Genomic DNA, 17,239 nt, shown 5'->3' with positions numbered 1-17,239 from the left:
TGGCCACCTCATTCCTGTCTCTCGAACTCTGTCCCTCCAATAAATACCTTCCTGACGTTCAGCAGTTCGTCCGTTATTACAAGATCCGCATCATACCCGACTGCCAACCGGCCTTTGCGGTCTCCCAGACCGATTATCTTTGCCGGCACCTCGGATGCCATAGCGACCGCATCCGCAATGGCAACACCGCAAAGCCGCACCATGTTTTGTACTGCGCGTTCCAAAGTTAGAGTGCTGCCGGCGAGAGTTCCGTCCGCCAATCGCGCTTCCCCATTTTGCACAAACACCCGCAGTCCCCCAAGCTCGTACTCGCCGTCGTTCATTCCGACAGCCCGCATCCCGTCGCTCACCAGTATGGTCCGGTCGGTGGTCTTGATCCGGTGCAGAATGCTCATCACCACGGGATGCACATGAATCCCGTCCGCGATCAATTCCGTCGTGAGTTCGTCATGGTACATAGCGGCACCTACCACCCCTGGCTCCCTGTGATGAAGTCCCCGCATCGCGTTGTAACAATGGGTCACATGCGAAAGTCCATGAGCCAGTGCATTCTTTACATCCTGGTAAGCAGCTTCCGAATGTCCGACAGAAGCTTTCACACCGTTATTCCGCAGGTACTCAATTACCTCCGCCGCCTCCGGATGTTCCGGAGCGAGCGTCACAATCTTCAGCAGCCCCCCGGCAGCTTCCACCAATTGTTTGGCGTCTTCCAAAGAAGGAGGTACGATATGCACCTCATTTTGCGCCCCTTTGTGCTTTTTATTGATCCAGGGGCCTTCCAAGTGGATCCCTGCCAACTGGGCTCCCGGACGGGATTCCCCGGTGAACTCCCGGCACGTTTGCAAAACCTTGATCAATTGGCCGAGATCACCGGTCAAGGTGGTTGCCAGGAAAGTGGTCACACCGTAACCGGCTAGGGATATCGCAATTCCTTCCAGTGATTCCAAGGTTCCGTCCATGACATCAAAGCCATGGGAACCATGTATATGAATATCCACATACCCCGGTACAATGTACCCTTTCGATACGACCAAATCCGGAACTTCATCCCGTTTGGGGCCCGCATAGACAATTTTTCCCTCTTCACAGACCAGAATCTGTTCCGGGATGATTCGGCGGTCGGTTATTAAGTCTCCTTGCACGATCAACCTGCTCATTTTACTATCTCCCTCTCAGAGTTTACTCCTGCAATCAGGACGATCGCCAAACCAATAAACGCAAATTTCATGGTCTTGTGTCGGCCATGCACAAACTCCAGTCTCTGGCATCCGCCGGAATCTTCGACGCGGCTGCTTCATCCAGCACGAAAATGCAATTTGGGTGCAGCTGTAGGATGGAAGCGGGATGGGATTCCGTAACATCCCCAAACACCGCCCGGAATACCGCCTCGCTTTTGTCTTCGCCGGAGGCGAGTAAGATCACCTTGCGGGCCTTCATGATACTTTTGAGTCCCATTGTGATGGCGTGGGTCGGCACGTCATCGAGGCTCGGAAAGAAACGTGAATTGGCCTGGCGGGTGCTTTCCGAAAGCTTCACCACATGCGTGAGTTGCCCAAAATCCTCACCCGGCTCATTGAAACCGATGTGGCCGTTTCTGCCGATCCCCAGGATCTGGATATCGATTCCTCCCGCTTTTTCAATGCGGAGATCATATTCTTTGCAGTGCCGCAGAGGGTCTGGTGAGATTCCGTTGGGAACGAACGTGCGCGCCGGATTGATATCGATGTACCGGAACAATTGTTCATTCATAAACTGCCGGTAACTTTGCGGATGATTGGGAGGCAAGCCCAAATACTCGTCGAGATTGAATGTGGTAACGCCTGCGAAGGACAGGCTGCTGTCTTTCACCATCCGGATCCAGTTGCGATACATTCCCAGCGGAGTGCTGCCCGTGGCGAGACCGAGAACCAGTTCCGGGTGCTTGTTGATTTCTTCTGCTGTCAATCGGGCAGCACACAAACTCATAGCATCATAATCTTTCTGAACCGCAATCTTCAAACAGGACTCCCTCCCTTCCGCCGTTATTCTTTAGAAAAAGCTGCCTTGTGCAAACGCCGGCGCCATTCCGTCATGCCGTCCCGAACTTGCGGATGGATCCGGTTGGTCAAAATCACAACTTCTGTCCGGGTATTGGGATCCCACCACATCGAAGTCCCGGTAAAGCCGGTATGGCCAAACGCACCCGGATTTGCTGCGGGTCCCGCAGAACAACCAGCCTCCCACTGCTTGGCATTCCGCTCGGGGGCCACTTCAAATCCGTAGGCTCTGGCAATGTTCAAGGCAGGGGTGTGATTCCTGACTGCTGCCCGAACAAGGTTCCGCTGCAGGAACTCTTTGTCGTCGAGAACTCCTTCCCGGGTCCACATTGTCAGATACCTTGCAACATCGGAAGCAGTTGAGAACAAGCCCGCGTGACCGCTGATTCCCTGCAATCCGTAGAAGGCGTTTCCGTCATTCACTTGCCCGCAAATCGTTTCCGTCCGCCACGGAAAGTTATCAATGTCCTGTTCAGCCACGCGAAAGCCTGCTTCCGCTTTCTTCCCGACAAGACACCTTTCGGCAAATTCGCGGCACATTTGCATTTCGAAACGGTTTCCGACTTCCGTAGCCACCACTCTTTCCCTGGGCAGGTCCGTGCCATAACCGGTATTCTCCAGTTCCAGCGGCTCAAACACCAATTCCCTGCAGAGCTCGGCGAGAGGCTTTTGCCAGATGTGTTCCAGCAGAAATCCCAAAAGAATAAAGCCCAAATCGCTGTAGACCACTTTTGCCCCCGCGGGATACACCAAAGGCTCCTCGCAGATCAACCGCAAGTAATGCTCCGGAGACCGGGCTGACAAATAGAAGGGACGCCAGGCGGGCAGACCGGAAGTATGGGTCAGCAGATGGCCGACCGTAACCTGTTCACGCGGCAATTGACCGGGCTGATTCCTCCATTGCGGAAGGTAATGGCCAACTGGGGCTTCCAGATCGATTTTCCCGAATTGAACCGAACGCAAAACGGCAGGCAGAGTCGCCATGACTTTGGTCAGGGAGGCCAGATCAAAGACCATGTTTTTGTCCATTTGTCTCAAAGTCGGGGTCAGTTCCGCATGGCCGAAAGAATCAAACAGAACGGTTTGTCCCGTTCGTGCCAGATGGATAACCGCTCCCGGAAACACGTGGTTCGCAATTCCTTTTTCCATTGTTTCGATTGTCTTCTTGACAAAGTCCATACGGACATCTCCCCAAACACTTATTTCCAAACAATCTTCCCCATTACTACCGGATGTTTGGCGCCGGTTGCCGAGGGAAGATTGTTGGGGCGGCGGTGGTAGCATTCATAGCCCAGAACGGCAAACGCGACGGCCTCTTTCGCATCGGCGGAGATGCCGGTTTCCTCTTGTCGAACAATTTTCAAGCCGGGAAGCTCCTTTTGGATCCCTTCCAGAAGCACGGGATTGTAGGATCCCCCACCGCCCGCAATCACTTCTTCCACGTCATAATGAGGCAGCACGAAATCACGGATGGCCTGTGCCAATGTGCGAATGGTGTATTCCGTTGCCGTCGCCACCAGATCTTCCGGTGGGATGCCCAGCCTTTGGCTGTCGACCCACCATTCTTCCACGCATTGTTCCCCGAACAATTCCCTGCCTGTGGATTTGGGTGGTCTCTGAGCAAAATACGGAAGTGCCATCCATTTCTTGAGATACTCTTCCTGCACCTTTCCGGCACGGGCCATCTCCCCGTCCCGGTCGTATTCCGACTCGCCCCGTGTGATCCGGCGAACCAATCCATCGATAATCATGTTAGCAGGACCTGTGTCAAACGCGATGCACCGGTCGGGGGAACCGCCCGCTGGCAGCACGGTAAGATTGGCGATCCCTCCCAGATTAACCGCTATTCTTCCTTTCGTGGGATGCGAGAAGAGCAGAGCGTCAACAAAAGGAACCAGCGGTGCCCCCTGCCCTCCGGCCGCCATGTCGCGAACCCGGAAATCGGAGATTACGGGAATCCTGGTTTTTTCCGCGATAACGGATGCTTCTCCCAGTTGGAGCGTGGAGGTGATTTCATACTTTCCGATCCGCGTGGGTACCGGGTTGTGATATACTGTTTGTCCATGTGAACTTATGAAGGCTATTTCCGACGGGTCGATTCCCGAACTGCGGATCGTTTGCAGGACGGCGTCTGCATATACGTGCCCGAGGGCAAAGTTCATGTCGCAGATCTCGAGCACCGACGAGGTTTCCGGCCGGAACAAGCGAAAAATCCGCTCCCGGATTTCTTCCTCGTAGGGAATCGCCTCAAAGTGCCTCAGCCTTACTTTCAGTTCCGGAGGCTTTCCGGAAATCCCAACAATTGCGACGTCGATCCCGTCTACCGAAGTGCCCGACATAAGCCCGATGCATGTCAATTCGGTATTTGCATTCACCATAAGACATCCCCCTACTCTTCAATCACAGGGCGCACAAAGTCGCCCGCAGCTTTCAGACGGGCCTTTGCTTCTTCCGCGTCAAGTCCGGTCTTGATTATGACTAACGCGACTTTCACCTGATTGTCTGCGGCCTGCAAAGCGGCTGCGGCTTCATCGTAGGAAACGCCTGCAGCTTTCATCAGGATCCGGCGGGCGCGATCGACCAATTTTTCATTGGTTGGCTTTACATCGATCATCAGGTTCTTGTAGACTTTCCCGAGCCGTACCATGGAAGCGGTGGACAGCATGTTGAGAACCATTTTTTGGGCGGTGCCTGCCTTCATCCTTGTTGAACCGGCAAGCACTTCCGGACCTGTTTCCACCTCAATCGCCACATCGGCTATTTCGCTGCATTTTGCCGAGAGGTTACAGGAAAGTGCGATGGCAGACGCCCCCACTTGCTTCGCATATTTCAACGCTCCGATCACATAGGGCGTTCGTCCGCTGGCACTGATGCCGACCACCACGTCCCGGTTGGAGAGCGAAATGTTCTTCAGGTTTTCTCCTCCGGCCTGCATGTCATCTTCCGCACCTTCGATCGCCTCAAACATGGCATTCCTGCCGCCTGCCAAAATTGCTTGCACCAGTTGGCGTTCAACGCTGAAGGTGGGCGGACATTCGGAAGCGTCCAACACTCCAAGACGGCCGCTGGTTCCGGCACCCACATAGATCAAACGGCCACCTGCCGACAACGACTTTGTAATCACTTCCACCGCTTCGGCAATGGAAGGCAGGGCTTTGCCAACCGCCTGTGCTACCGTTTGGTCTTCACCGTTTATCAACGTCACGATTTCCAGCGCACTCATTTCGTCCAGTCTTGCAGACTTTTCATTTTGCTGTTCTGTCGCCAAATTTGCTATCGATTCCACGTGCTCACCCGCTTTTTCGTCGTTTTACTGTTCCAGAGTTCTGATCAACTGTTGGAATTCCTCTGCAGCGATTTTTCCGGACTGTTGCTGTGCCAACAGCAGGGCTCCCACAACAGGGGGATGTTTGCTTGTGACAACCCGTACTTCCGGTTCCAGCCTTGCGCGTATCCTTTCGGTCAACATGCTTCCCGGGTGGAAAAGCCCTCCGGTAACAACAAGCGGAATCTGCCGGCTTTCAAACTTCAGGCGCCGCAAAAGAACTTCCACCAGTTCACAAAGATGGACTGTGGCATCCGCCAACAACAATGAACTTACAAGGTCTCCCTCCAGTGCGGCGTCCATGACGACTCTGGCCAGTTCCGCCATCCGCTCGCGCGAATAACATTCGGAGTACACCAAGGGGATCAAGTCTGGCACATCCTGCAATCCGTAACGGGTTAAGATCTTTTTCGTGAGCAGGGTGGAAGGCCCTCTTCCGTCGTAACTTCTCATTATGGCAATCAGCGCTCGTTTCCCAATATCGTAGCCGCTGCCCTCATCGCCGATCAGATAGCCCCACCCGCCGACACGGCAGGTTTCCCCGGCCTCGTTCACACCAAATGCAATGGAACCGGTGCCAGCGATCAGAACAATTCCTTTGCTCTCTCCGGAAGCGGCCACCAATGCGGGAAGCGCATCATGCCCAACACGCACATGCGCATCCGGCCACTGACTCCGTACCCATTCGTTCATGCGCTGCCGCTCTTGTTCCCGGTCGATTCCCGCCAGTCCAAGATAAACGGAAACCACAGCTTCGTCTTCCTTTAGAACGGCCCGGATTTTTCCAAACAAATCGGATAAGGAACGCTGGGTTGGCTCCCAACCGTATCTGTTGACATTGCTTCCTTCGGCCGTCAAGTCAACCAGCAACCGGCCGTCCTTGGTGACCGCCATTGCCCGAGTTTTGGTGCCACCTCCGTCAATTCCGACAAAAACGTCCATAGCGCAACTCCTATCGATAAAGTTCCACTTGCAGCTTGTACCGGTCTCCGCGATAAACGGACTTCACAAACTCAAAAGGCTGGTCTTTTGCATCAAAGGTAATCCGTTCAATCAGAAGCACCGGGGATTTGCTGCGGATCCCCAAATACTTGGATTCCACCGAGCTGGACAGGCCGACTTCAATCGTTTGCCGGGCATGATGAATCGAAACGTTGTATTTGTCTTCAAGCAGTTTGTACAAAGACGCCGAGTGCAAATCTTCCTTGTCCAACTCGGGGAACTTCGCCAGCGGAAGATGGGATATCTCCAGTGCCATCGGCTTGTTATCTGCCAAGCGCACCCGTTCGAAGATCACCACCCTTTTTTCGGAGGACAATCCCAAAGCGGATGCAACCATTGGCGGCGCTTCCTGCACATAAATCGCTTTCACCCGGGAATCCGGTTCCATCCCCCTGCTGCGCATGTCTTCGCTGAAACTTGTAAGCTTCAACAATCCCTGATTGATTTTCGGCTCCGCGACAAATGTGCCTTTGCCTTGTTCCCTGACAAGCAGCCCCTCTTTAACCAATTCGCCGAGAGCCTGCCGGACCGTCATCCTGCTGATACCATACCTTTCGCTTAATTCCCGTTCCGAAGGCACAAGGGAACCGACCGGCATCTCTCCGTTCTGAATCATCTGCGTCAACTTTTCTTTCAATTGGTAATACAAAGGGATAGGTATATTTTTGTTTAACACTCCGCTCACCCGCACATATGGAGGTCTGTACAACTTTTGCATTGTATGACCTCAAATGATTTTTCTTTACCTAGTTTCTTCCGCCAAATGGCAGGCAACCCAATGACCGCTGCCGGTTTCCTTGAATGCAGGCGCCTGCTGTTTGCACAGGTCGGCGGCGACAGGACAGCGGGGATGGAACGCACATCCTGAGGGAGGATTGGCGGGACTTGGCAAGTCCCCTTCCAATAAAATTCGTTCCCTGACCAGATCGGGATCCGGAACCGGCACCGCCGACAACAACGCCTGGGTGTATGGGTGCTCCGGTCTTTCGTAAAGTTCGTTCTTGTCCGCAATCTCCACAATTTTGCCGAGATACATCACCGCGACCCGGTCCGATATATGCCTGACGACACTCAGGTCATGCGAAATAAACAGATAAGTCAACTGGAAGTCTTTCTGCAAATCCATCATCAGATTGAGGATTTGGGCCTGAATCGAGACGTCCAAAGCGGATACCGGTTCATCCGCAATAATCAATTTTGGCCGGAGGATCAGCGAGCGTGCGATGCCGATCCTTTGCCGCTGGCCGCCGGAAAACTCATGCGGATAACGATCCAGATGCTCTTTCCGGAGACCGACGATTTCGATCATCTCTTCAACCGCTTTTCGTCTTTGGGCCGGGGTCCCGATTCTGTGAATGATCAACGGGTCGTTCAGTATCTGCCTGATTGTTTTTCTCGGATTCAGAGACGCGAACGGATCCTGGAATACAATCTGCATGTCTCTTCGTATATGGCGCAGTTCATTCGGATTCAGTGCGCGAATGTCTTTGCTTTTGAATAAGATCTCGCCTTCGGTAGGTTCAATCAAGCGCAAAATACAGCGACCCGTGGTCGACTTGCCGCAACCCGATTCCCCCACAATCCCGATCGTTTCGCCTTCAAATACCGTTAGATCCACCCCGTCGACGGCCCGGACCGCCCGTGCCGAGCGCCCCCATTTGCCGTTCACGGGAAAATGTTTTTTTAGGCCTTTTACCTCAAGCAAGGGTTGAGTCATCATTGTCCCTCCCCTGTATACAGCCAGCAGCGGCACTTGTGAGATCCTTCCACCACAGCCAACTCCGGAGCCTTTTCCCGGCAGATTTCCATTACTTGTCCGCAGCGGGGAGCGAACCTGCATCCTTTCGGCATTTCAGTCGGCAGCGGCACGACGCCCGGGATGGAATCCAAGCGTTCCTGTCCTGTCGCGAGGGCAGGCATCGACTTCATCAAACCGACCGTGTACGGATGTTTAGGTGACTTGAACAAGTTCCGCACATCCGCCTCTTCCACAATCTGTCCCGCATACATCACCACTACCCGGTCGCACATTTCGGCTACTACCCCAAGGTCATGAGTAATCAGCATGATGGAGGACCGGTGTTCCTTCTTTAATCGTTTCATCAGATGCAGGATTTGGGCCTGGATGGTAACGTCAAGAGCAGTGGTCGGTTCATCGGCAATAATCAATTTCGGACCACATGCCATTGCAACCGCAATCATCACCCGCTGCCTCATTCCGCCCGACAACTGATGCGGAAATTCCGAGAAAATCTCCTCCGGACGGGGAATCCCCACGTCCTTGAGCAGTTGAATCGCCTTCTGTTTCGCTTCCGCCTTCGAAAGTTTCAAATGTTTCACCAGCGGCTCTGAGATCTGCTTACCGATCGTATGAAGAGGATTCAGAGACGTCATCGGTTCCTGGAAGATCATCGCAAGCTTGTTGCCGCGTATCCCCTGCATTTCCCGTTCCGTCAAAGAAACCAGATCTTTGCCGTCGAACCGGATTTGTCCTTCAATTTTGCCGTTCTTTCCGAGCAATCTCATGATCGAGAGGCTGGTGACGCTTTTTCCGCAACCCGATTCCCCGACCACTCCCAGTGTTTCCGCCGGTTCAATGACAAGATCGACATCTTCCACCACCGTCACGCTTCCCTGTCCGCCCATGAATTCCACTTTAAGGTTTTGAACCTCTAACAACGGTGCCATTGGAAACTCCTTTCTGTGTTCGATTTTACTTGCGATGTCGGGGATCCAAGAGGTCCCGCAGCGCATCCCCGAACAGATTGAAAGTCAAAATCGTGATGATCATCGCCACACTGGGCCACACGATCATCCCCGGTGCCAACTCCATATATTTCCGCGCTTCCGAGATCATACCGCCCCAGGAGGGATCCGGTGGCTGAATGCCCAGACCCAGGAAGCTCAAAGCGGACTCTGTCAGAATGGCGCCGGAAATTGCTATCGACCCTTGAACCAGGAGAGGAGCGGTTACATTCGGGAAAATCTCGCGGAACAGAATCCGGCCCGTGCCCGCCCCGATCGCCCGTGCACTTTCCACATACTCCATGTTCTTGACGGATAATACTGCACCACGAACCGTTCGGGTGAACACCGGAATGTTGACGATCCCGATGGCAAGGATCGTATTGAACATTCCCGGTCCAAGCGCCGCAACGATGGCAAGTGCCAAGAGAATTTCCGGGAAAGCGAACAGCACGTCCATAATCCGCATGATGAACCCGTCTATTTTACGACCGAAATACCCCGCCATCAAGCCAAACAAAGTTCCAAACAACACGCTGATGGCAACCGAAGCCAAGCCTACGATCAGCGATACCCTTGCCCCGTACAGAATGCGGCTCAAAAGATCCCTGCCAAACTGGTCGGTTCCCAACAAAAACTGGGAGGAAATGCCCTGCAACCGAAATTCATTATACATTTCCGTGGGTGGGTGCGAGGCCAACAGTGGAGCAAATCCGGCACTCAAAACAACCAGGAACAGAATCGAGGCACAGACAACAGCTGTCTTGTTTCGAAAGAGGTTTTGACGAAACGTATTCAAGATGTGCCCCCCCTCTAGTACTTGATTCTCGGGTCAATCCAGGTGTAGATGATGTCAACCAGCAGGTTGACCGTCACAAATACCAACGCGACGAACAACACGCCGCCCTGAACCACCGGATAGTCCCTTTGGTGAATTCCGTCCAGAATGTACTGGCCAAGCCCCGGAATCGAGAACAACTGCTCCACGATCACCGCACCGCCCAGCAGATAGCCGATCTGCATACCCGCAAGCGTAACAATCGGCAATGCAGAGTTACGGAATGCATGCCCGAAAACGACTTTCCATTCAGTGTTCCCCTTTGCTCTTGCCGTGCGGATAAAATCTTTGTCGAGGGTTTCCAGAAATGCCGAACGGGTCATCCGCATAATGCCGCCCGCCAACACAACTCCCATGGTAACTGCCGGTAAAATGAAGACTTTAAACGCTTCCGCCGGATCCACCCAAAAATCCACATAGTCCACTGGCGGGAACCATCCGAAATAAAGCGACAGCGTCAGCAGGAGCAGGGTACCAAACGCAAAATTGGGCACGGAAATCCCCAGCATCGCAGCAATCCGCCCGACAACGTCGATCGAAGTGTGGGCCCTGACTGCAGAAACGATACCCACAGGGACAGCGATCGTCCATCCGATAATCGCGGCGAAAATGGAAAGCTGCAGGGTAACAGAAAAGCGGTCCAGGATTTCCGGCAGAATTGCTTCCCCGGTGCGAACCGATTCACCGAAGTTTCCCTGCAGCAATCCACTGATCCAATTCAGATATTGAGTGACGACCGGCTTGTCCAAACCCATGCTTTGCCGCATAGCTGCAATCGCTTCCGGAGTCGCGTTCGTGCCGAGCATGATCGATGCGGGATCGCCGGGCACCATGTGCATGATGGTAAATACCAGCACCGATATGCCAAACAAAATCGGGATCATTGTCACCATACGATTGAGAATATAGCGTCCCACAGTTTCCCCCTCTTTCCAGGAAAAGAAAAGGCCGGACGGCTTACACCGCCGACCCGTGTTTACGGAATTACTTTTTGGATGTCTGAATCAGAGCCAAAGCTTCACCTGCCGCGGAAGGCACGAATCCTTCAATGTTGTCTCGTACGGCATAGAAGTATTTCGGCGATGCGAGGAACAGGTTCGGAGCGTCCTGAACCAGCATCTTCTGGGCATCTTCGTAGATTTTCTTGCGTTCAGCAACATCAGTTGTTTCCAAAGCTTTTTGAACCAGCTTGTCGTAGTCCGGATTGCTGTAATTCCATACGTTTGCCGATCCCGTGGTGGAGAAGAAGAAACGCATCGAACGGTCCGGATCCGTACCGGAAGTATTGCGGCCAACCATCAGGGTCATGTCTTTCGATTTCCAGGTATTGACGTAAGTACCCCATTCCAGTTGCTGGATTTCAGCGTTGATGCCGATTTCTTTCAACTGCTGTTGGAGAACCTGAGCGGTCTCAATCATGTCCGGGTAGGTGGATGCGGTTTGAATGACGGTTTTGAAACCATCCGCATAACCGGCTTCTTTCAACAACTGTTTGGCCTTCTCAATGTCCCGTTTGTAACTCGGGAACACACCTGTATCAAGTGCCCAAGTTTTCTGTGCCGGCGCAATCGGTCCCGTCAAGGAAGCTTGGCTTTTCCATACGGTTTGCACAATCGCGTTGCGGTCAACGGCATAGCTGATTGCCTGTCTTACGCGCGGATCGTCAAACGGTTTTTTCTTTACGTTCATGCCAAGATAGCTGTATTCCATCGATTGATAATTCTTGACGGAAACACCTTTGCTGTTTTCCAACAGTTTGGCCGAGTCGGCGGAAACGGTTGTCAAATCCACCTTGCCTCCCCGAATTGCAGCCAGTCGTTCCGCTTCGTCCTTCATGATCGTGAATTTGATGGAATCGGCTTTCGGCAGACCTTGTTTAAAGTAATCCGGATTCTTTTTCAACAATACGTACTGTCCTTGTTCAATCTTTTCGAGTTTGAAAGGACCGGTGCCTACCGCTTCCTTGTTCAGGTCGGCCACTTCTTTCGGTACGATCGATGCGAAAGAACTGGATGTATTCGCTAGGAATGCAGAGTCAGGGGTTTTCAGTTTGAAGACCACGGTATTCTTGTCGGGAGTCTCAATTTTGTCGATGCTGGTGAAGTAAGATTTCGCGATCGAACCGGTCTTCGGGTCAAGAATTCGCTCAAAAGTGAACTTGACGTCCTCGGAAGTCATTTCTCGTCCGTTATGAAACTTAACACCCGGATGGAGTTGAAACTTGATAGTTTTGCCGTTGTCAATCGTTTCCCATTTGTCGGCGAGACCTGACTGCAGATTGAATTCAGCGTCCATGGTGGTCAGGCTGTCGTATACCAGGGAATAAATGCGGAGACTGGAAGCCGCCGGAACTTTGTGCGGATCGAGTCCCACCGGATCCTGGTCGGCAGCGATCACCAACTGGCTTTCTCCTTTCGGCTGCTTTTGTTCCGCTGCCGGTTTGTCGCCGGAACAAGCGCTTAAAATCATGCTGACAGATAACAATGCGGCAGGAACCCAATACTTTTTCATCGACACATCCTCCTCCGATACGGGCATTCTACCAACCACCCGTTCTAAAGAAAGGTCTAGTCCACTGACTCCCTTGCCTTAAACATCAAGTTGTCTAGACCTCTATAACTCTTGAAACCAGTATAAGATAGAATTGTCAGTTAATCAATCAAAAAAATATCATTTTGCACAAGTTTCAGAGGTTGAATATCCAATCGGAATCACTTGGATCGTTTCGAATTCTTGCCTTTTAATTTCCAAGGGCTTATGTTGAACATTGTAACAAGATAGAATGGAAACATGAGAACGGGGGTGGTAGTGTGCGGGATGAACAAAGGTGCGAAATGACAGAACGAACCATCACATTCAGCCAAGGTGTCGCGTTGTGCATTGGGGCGGTGCCCGGGTCGGGAATTTTCATTCTCCCCGGTTACACAGTTCCATTAGACAATATGGCTTGAAGTTCTTGGTGTAATTTCTCAATCTCAATCCGATTAATCAGGACAGGAAAGGTACCTGTCGATATAATAAGAGAATCTTCGCCACTGTTCTTGACTTTTGTAAGGAAATCATACATTTCTCTTAGTTGATTTTCATTCCAGATCGACTGAGTGTGGATGTTTTTAATTTCCGTCACAGTAAATTCGCTCTTATCAGGGCTTAGCTCACCGGAAATTATTTCACCGGTAAAGAAATGTTTCATATGAGATTTAGCCTCCTGACTGATCCAGATAATGGTTCTTATTTCTTGCCATATGCCGTCTTCCCCACTGGGACATGACATCTAAAACTTCTCCTATGGTTTGCCCATATTCGGTTAAAGAATATTCTACTTTAGGCGGTACTTGGGTATAGACTTTGCGATGAATAATCCCATCTTGCTCTAATTCGCGTAATTGTTGAGTTAACATTTTTTGAGTAATTTCGGGCATATCCCGCTTTAATTCACCGAACCGTTTCGTTCCTTCCTTCAGGTGACACAGAATGATGGGTTTCCATTTGCCGCCGATCACCTTCAATGTTGTTTCTATAGAATTTTTAAATACTGTATCTCCCATGCTTCTGCCTCCATGACCCCTTTAGTATACTTGAGGATACTATATTACAGAAAAGTATGTACTTGTCCTAAGGGATGATATGACTAATAATAACGGTATCGTTTATTTTAACTTGTTTTCATTATTTTTATCATAACATAAAGACATTGGGGGAAAATATTTCAGGCCTTGTGGCAAAAGGAGGAGCTTATGAAACTGAGAGTCTCAGCGGTCCAATATCATCTTCATACGATACAATCCTTTGACGAATTTGCCAAACAAGTGGAACATTATATGAAAACAGCCGAAGAATTCGGTGCGGATTTTGTCCTGTTCCCTGAATTCTTTACCACCCAATTAATGTCGATTGGGAATGATCACGGACAACCCTTGACCATTCAAGACCTGCCGGATTTTACAGAACAATATCGATCTTTGTTTATGAATTTTGCCAAGCAAACAAAGACGCATATTATTGGGGGAACCCATGTCATCCGCAAAGGTGACCGATTATACAACGTCGCTCATTTGTTCTATCCCGATGGAAGGATTGCGGAACAGCCAAAGCTTCATATCACGCCAACGGAAGTTAAGGAATGGAAGATGACTCCTGGAGAAAGCCTGCAGGTGTTTGAGACCGACAAGGGAACAATCGCTATGTTAACCTGCTATGACATCGAATTTCCAGAAATCGTTCGGATGGCGAAGGCCAAGGGTGCTGATGTTATTTTCTGTCCTTCTTGCACCGATGATCGTCATGGGTTTCACCGAGTACGTTATACAAGTCACGCAAGAGCGGTGGAAAATCAAGTATATGTGGTAACTACAGGTACAGTGGGTTCTCTCCCAACCGTTGATTTTATGCGCGCGAATTTCGGGCAAGCGGCAGTGATTACACCAAACGATATTCCGTTTCCTCCCCGCGGTATCTTGGCAGAAGGGGAAATCAATGACGATATGATCGTTACCGCTGATCTGGATTTGGAACTGTTATATCAGGTTCGTGAAAGTGGTTCCGTCACCACTTGGCGCGATCGGCGTACGGATCTCTATCCGGATTGGAAATGAGGAGAAACTTAGCTTCTCTGTGAGGAGGCAGAAAAATGTATCGAAAGGAGTTTTACGTTTTTGATAAGGACCGGCCTGTCCCGGCGTTGATCCGAAATTATAAAGAAAGTGACTTTCCCGGTTTACTTCGTATCCAACAGGAAAGTTTTCCTCCCCCATTCCCGTCTGAATTATGGTGGAACACGGAACAGCTGAATAACCATGTTACCTTGTTCCCGGAAGGAGCCTTATGTGTTGAGGTTAATGGTGAAATCGCGGGATCGATGACTGGCTTGCTTGTTGACTTTGACCCGAATCATCCCGAACACACATGGGAAGAAATCACGGATAACGGGTATATTCGCAACCACAATCCAAATGGGAATACGCTATATGTCGTTGATATCGGCGTGCGCCCCTCCTATCGAAAATTAGGATTGGGAAAATGGTTGATGTTTTCAATGTATGATGTTGTAATTCACAAAAGATTGGAACGATTGTTAGGCGGAGGAAGAATGCCTGGCTACCACAAGAAAGCGAATGAGATGACGGCGGAACAATACCTCGAAGCGGTAGTAAAAGGAGAACTGAAGGACCCTGTTATCACCTTCCTGCTGCGCTGTGGCCGTACTCCCGTTAAAGTGGTGCCTAACTATTTAGAGGATGAAGAATCGTGCAATTATGGGACACTTATGGAATGGAAAAACCCTTTTTTCACCTCAAAATCTTGACAAGGAGAATCATAAAGATGGAATATCGCAGAATTACGAGTATTGAAGATCCTTTGTTTAAAAAAATGCACCAATTGATGCAAGACGTATTCCCTCCCGAAGAAGTATTGGAATTCGATCTTTGGAAAGAGCCTCTGGAAGATCCGGGAATTCGTGTGTTTGTTGCCGTTCACGAAGGGAATGTTGTAGGCGCGACGGAGTACCGCTATTATGAAGATTTTAATGTGGCAATGACAGATTTTACGATCATTGGCCAAGCCGGACTCGGTATCGGTCGGTTTTTGGCGCAAAAGAGGTTGAAGGATTTGAACTCCTTGGCCGAGGCAAACGAAAAGAGGTTATTTGGTATGTTTGCCGAAATTTATGATCCTTATCGGGTAGAGCATTATGAATTTGGCGGGGTGAAGCCCATGGATCCGTATGTTCGTCGTGAGGTATTGTCTCACCTTGGTTATAAGCGCCTCGATTTCCCTTATGTTCACCCATCCTGGAACAATGATGGAGAGGCCGTAACGGGACTCGATCTTTGTTTTCTTCCCATGGACGATAGCTTGGATGAACTTAAAACAGATCTTATTGTGAAGTTCTTGAGACGTTATTATTCGGTCTTATCAAACAAACCGAAGTCGTGGTATGAAATGGTTGAAAATCTGGAAGCGAAAGATTCGGTAGCGTTATTGCCTATTTAAAAAAAATCCCCAACCGTGATAAAGGTTGGGGATTCTGAGAACCAGACAGAAATGTTTACAGCAATTGCTCCGGGTTCTCCAGCAATTTCACGACCGTTTGCAGAAATCTGGCAGCCGGTGCCCCGTCGATTCCGCGGTGATCAAATGTCAAGCTGAGCGGCAATCTTTCCCTTTGCTCCAAGTTGCCTTCTCTCAAAACAACTTGCTGTTCAATCTGGCCGACTCCCAGGATCGCGGATTCAGGCGGATTCAGAATGGGAGTGAAAAATTGGATTCCATATCCCCCCAAGTTGGTCACTGTAAAAGTGCTGCCGGTCAGTTTAAGATCGGCCAAATTTCTTTCCCGCACCTGATGGATCATCAGGTCAAACGTATCTTGCAACTGTTGTAACGACAATTGCTGTGCATTGTGAATGACAGGAACCAACAACCCTTCTTCTGTATCGACAGCAATTCCCAAATGTACATGTTCGAACGTGCGAAGTCCGTCTTCATCCCAAACGGAGTTCATATAAGGGTGCTGCATCAGCGCAAGAACCGTCGCACGCAAAATCCAACTGTTCCAGCTGACAGAAGGAGCCGATTGTTTTCTGAAGCTCGCCAAACGGGTGACATCGGCCCAGGAGGTCTCGGTTAATTGGGCGGACTGCCGCAAACTTTCAGTCATTCGTTTGGCAATCGTCTTGCGAATTGAAGTGGATTGCAGAATCCGGCCACCTGATTTCATTTGTTCAGCCGCTTTTCGGATGTCATCTTCCGTTAATCGTCCGTGGGGACCGGTGCCGGTTACTGCCGACAGTTCGACGCCAAGTTCCCTGGCAAGCCGGCGAATTCTCGGAGATACCTGAACCTGTTTCTCTGCAATGGCGGAAGCGACTTGCCGTTTGGCCAGCTCATTCTCTGTCAATTTCCCATCCTGCGAGGGGAGGGTTCCGGAATCTTGGCTTGCCGGTTCAATATGAGCCAATACATCTCCGACAGCGGCCACTTCCCCCCTCTTCACCACAATCTTGCTCAGCTTGCCGCTGGCCGGAGCCTCCACCTCGAACACAGCCTTTTCCGTTTGGACCTCGACCAGCACCGTTCCCTGTTCCACCCACTCCCCTTCCGAGTGGTGCCAAAAAACGACCAGACTTTCATTTACATCTGCTGTCGTTTCCGGCAATTTGACTTCAATCGTTTCTGCCACTTGCTTTTCCTCCCACTCCCGTATGTCATTCGTTCAGCAAATTCATCACCGTGTCAAAAATGGCTTGCGGACCCGGAATCACAAATTGTTCAAGCGGTCGGCTGTAAGGA

Annotated in this window: 18 protein-coding genes; 3 read left to right on the top strand and 15 right to left on the bottom strand. The window is 50.8% G+C overall.

The window, feature by feature from the left end:
* Positions 1-8 precede the first annotated feature (8 nt).
* The 14 genes from nagA to EFBL_RS18150 all read right to left on the bottom strand — a co-directional run bounded on the left by nagA (position 9) and on the right by EFBL_RS18150 (position 13,494).
* The gene (gene nagA, locus EFBL_RS18215; RefSeq protein ID WP_096183817.1) at positions 9-1,157 is read right to left on the bottom strand and encodes an N-acetylglucosamine-6-phosphate deacetylase; all 1,149 of its coding nucleotides are present in this window, start codon (positions 1,155-1,157) and stop codon (positions 9-11) included.
* A 67-nt stretch (positions 1,158-1,224) separates the two neighbouring features.
* On the bottom strand, positions 1,225-1,998 hold the full coding sequence (gene nagB / locus EFBL_RS18210) for a glucosamine-6-phosphate deaminase (protein WP_096183814.1): 774 nt from the start codon (positions 1,996-1,998) through the stop codon (positions 1,225-1,227).
* Positions 1,999-2,021: 23 nt separating this feature from the next.
* Complete coding sequence (locus EFBL_RS18205; protein WP_165912484.1) at positions 2,022-3,215, bottom strand: serine hydrolase domain-containing protein; 1,194 nt, start codon at positions 3,213-3,215, stop codon at positions 2,022-2,024.
* A gap of 20 nt (positions 3,216-3,235) precedes the next feature.
* Entirely contained in the window at positions 3,236-4,414 is a 1,179-nt protein-coding gene (locus EFBL_RS18200; protein ID WP_096183811.1) for an anhydro-N-acetylmuramic acid kinase, read from the bottom strand.
* An 11-nt stretch (positions 4,415-4,425) separates the two neighbouring features.
* Positions 4,426-5,322 carry an N-acetylmuramic acid 6-phosphate etherase gene (gene murQ / locus EFBL_RS18195; protein WP_096183808.1) on the bottom strand — a complete coding sequence of 299 codons (897 nt, stop codon included), beginning with the start codon at positions 5,320-5,322 and terminating at the stop codon, positions 4,426-4,428.
* A gap of 24 nt (positions 5,323-5,346) precedes the next feature.
* A complete protein-coding gene (locus tag EFBL_RS18190; RefSeq protein WP_096183806.1) occupies positions 5,347-6,303 on the bottom strand; it encodes an N-acetylglucosamine kinase in 957 nt (318 codons plus the stop codon).
* A gap of 10 nt (positions 6,304-6,313) precedes the next feature.
* Positions 6,314-7,081: a GntR family transcriptional regulator gene (locus EFBL_RS18185; RefSeq protein ID WP_096183803.1), complete on the bottom strand. Its 768-nt coding sequence runs from the start codon at positions 7,079-7,081 to the stop codon at positions 6,314-6,316.
* 24 nt (positions 7,082-7,105) lie between these two features.
* A complete protein-coding gene (locus EFBL_RS18180; RefSeq protein ID WP_096183800.1) occupies positions 7,106-8,080 on the bottom strand; it encodes an ABC transporter ATP-binding protein in 975 nt (324 codons plus the stop codon).
* On the bottom strand, positions 8,080-9,051 hold the full coding sequence (locus EFBL_RS18175) for an ABC transporter ATP-binding protein (protein ID WP_096183798.1): 972 nt from the start codon (positions 9,049-9,051) through the stop codon (positions 8,080-8,082). The genes EFBL_RS18180 and EFBL_RS18175 overlap by 1 nt, the downstream gene beginning before the upstream one ends.
* A 25-nt stretch (positions 9,052-9,076) precedes the next feature.
* Positions 9,077-9,907: an ABC transporter permease gene (locus EFBL_RS18170; protein ID WP_096183796.1), complete on the bottom strand. Its 831-nt coding sequence runs from the start codon at positions 9,905-9,907 to the stop codon at positions 9,077-9,079.
* Positions 9,908-9,921: 14 nt separating this feature from the next.
* Positions 9,922-10,863 carry an ABC transporter permease gene (locus tag EFBL_RS18165; protein WP_096183794.1) on the bottom strand — a complete coding sequence of 314 codons (942 nt, stop codon included), beginning with the start codon at positions 10,861-10,863 and terminating at the stop codon, positions 9,922-9,924.
* A 67-nt stretch (positions 10,864-10,930) separates the two neighbouring features.
* Positions 10,931-12,457 carry an ABC transporter substrate-binding protein gene (locus EFBL_RS18160; RefSeq protein ID WP_096183793.1) on the bottom strand — a complete coding sequence of 509 codons (1,527 nt, stop codon included), beginning with the start codon at positions 12,455-12,457 and terminating at the stop codon, positions 10,931-10,933.
* 409 nt (positions 12,458-12,866) lie between these two features.
* Positions 12,867-13,139, bottom strand: coding sequence for a hypothetical protein (locus EFBL_RS18155; RefSeq protein WP_096183791.1), 273 nt, complete (start codon positions 13,137-13,139; stop codon positions 12,867-12,869).
* 7 nt (positions 13,140-13,146) lie between these two features.
* Positions 13,147-13,494, bottom strand: coding sequence for a winged helix-turn-helix transcriptional regulator (locus EFBL_RS18150; RefSeq protein ID WP_096183789.1), 348 nt, complete (start codon positions 13,492-13,494; stop codon positions 13,147-13,149).
* A gap of 189 nt (positions 13,495-13,683) precedes the next feature.
* On the opposite strand from EFBL_RS18150, the gene EFBL_RS18145 reads away from it, so the two are divergent.
* From EFBL_RS18145 to EFBL_RS18135, 3 genes are read left to right on the top strand one after another with little or no spacing between them, the layout of a single operon-like run.
* Positions 13,684-14,541 carry a carbon-nitrogen hydrolase family protein gene (locus tag EFBL_RS18145; RefSeq protein WP_096183788.1) on the top strand — a complete coding sequence of 286 codons (858 nt, stop codon included), beginning with the start codon at positions 13,684-13,686 and terminating at the stop codon, positions 14,539-14,541.
* Positions 14,542-14,576: 35 nt separating this feature from the next.
* The gene (locus EFBL_RS18140; protein ID WP_096183786.1) at positions 14,577-15,251 is read left to right on the top strand and encodes a GNAT family N-acetyltransferase; all 675 of its coding nucleotides are present in this window, start codon (positions 14,577-14,579) and stop codon (positions 15,249-15,251) included.
* A 17-nt stretch (positions 15,252-15,268) separates the two neighbouring features.
* Positions 15,269-15,940, top strand: a complete 672-nt coding sequence (locus EFBL_RS18135) for a GNAT family acetyltransferase (protein ID WP_096183784.1) — start codon at positions 15,269-15,271, stop codon at positions 15,938-15,940.
* 55 nt (positions 15,941-15,995) lie between these two features.
* Here EFBL_RS18135 and EFBL_RS18130 read toward each other — a convergent pair whose 3' ends face one another.
* Entirely contained in the window at positions 15,996-17,129 is a 1,134-nt protein-coding gene (locus tag EFBL_RS18130; RefSeq protein ID WP_096183782.1) for a dihydrolipoamide acetyltransferase family protein, read from the bottom strand.
* Positions 17,130-17,239: the final 110 nt, after the last annotated feature.

The organism is Effusibacillus lacus, from assembly GCF_002335525.1.
Taxonomy (GTDB): domain Bacteria; phylum Bacillota; class Bacilli; order Tumebacillales; family Effusibacillaceae; genus Effusibacillus; species Effusibacillus lacus.
The sequence above is the reverse complement of the archived record's forward strand: the minus strand, read 5'-3'. Positions and strand labels throughout refer to the sequence as shown.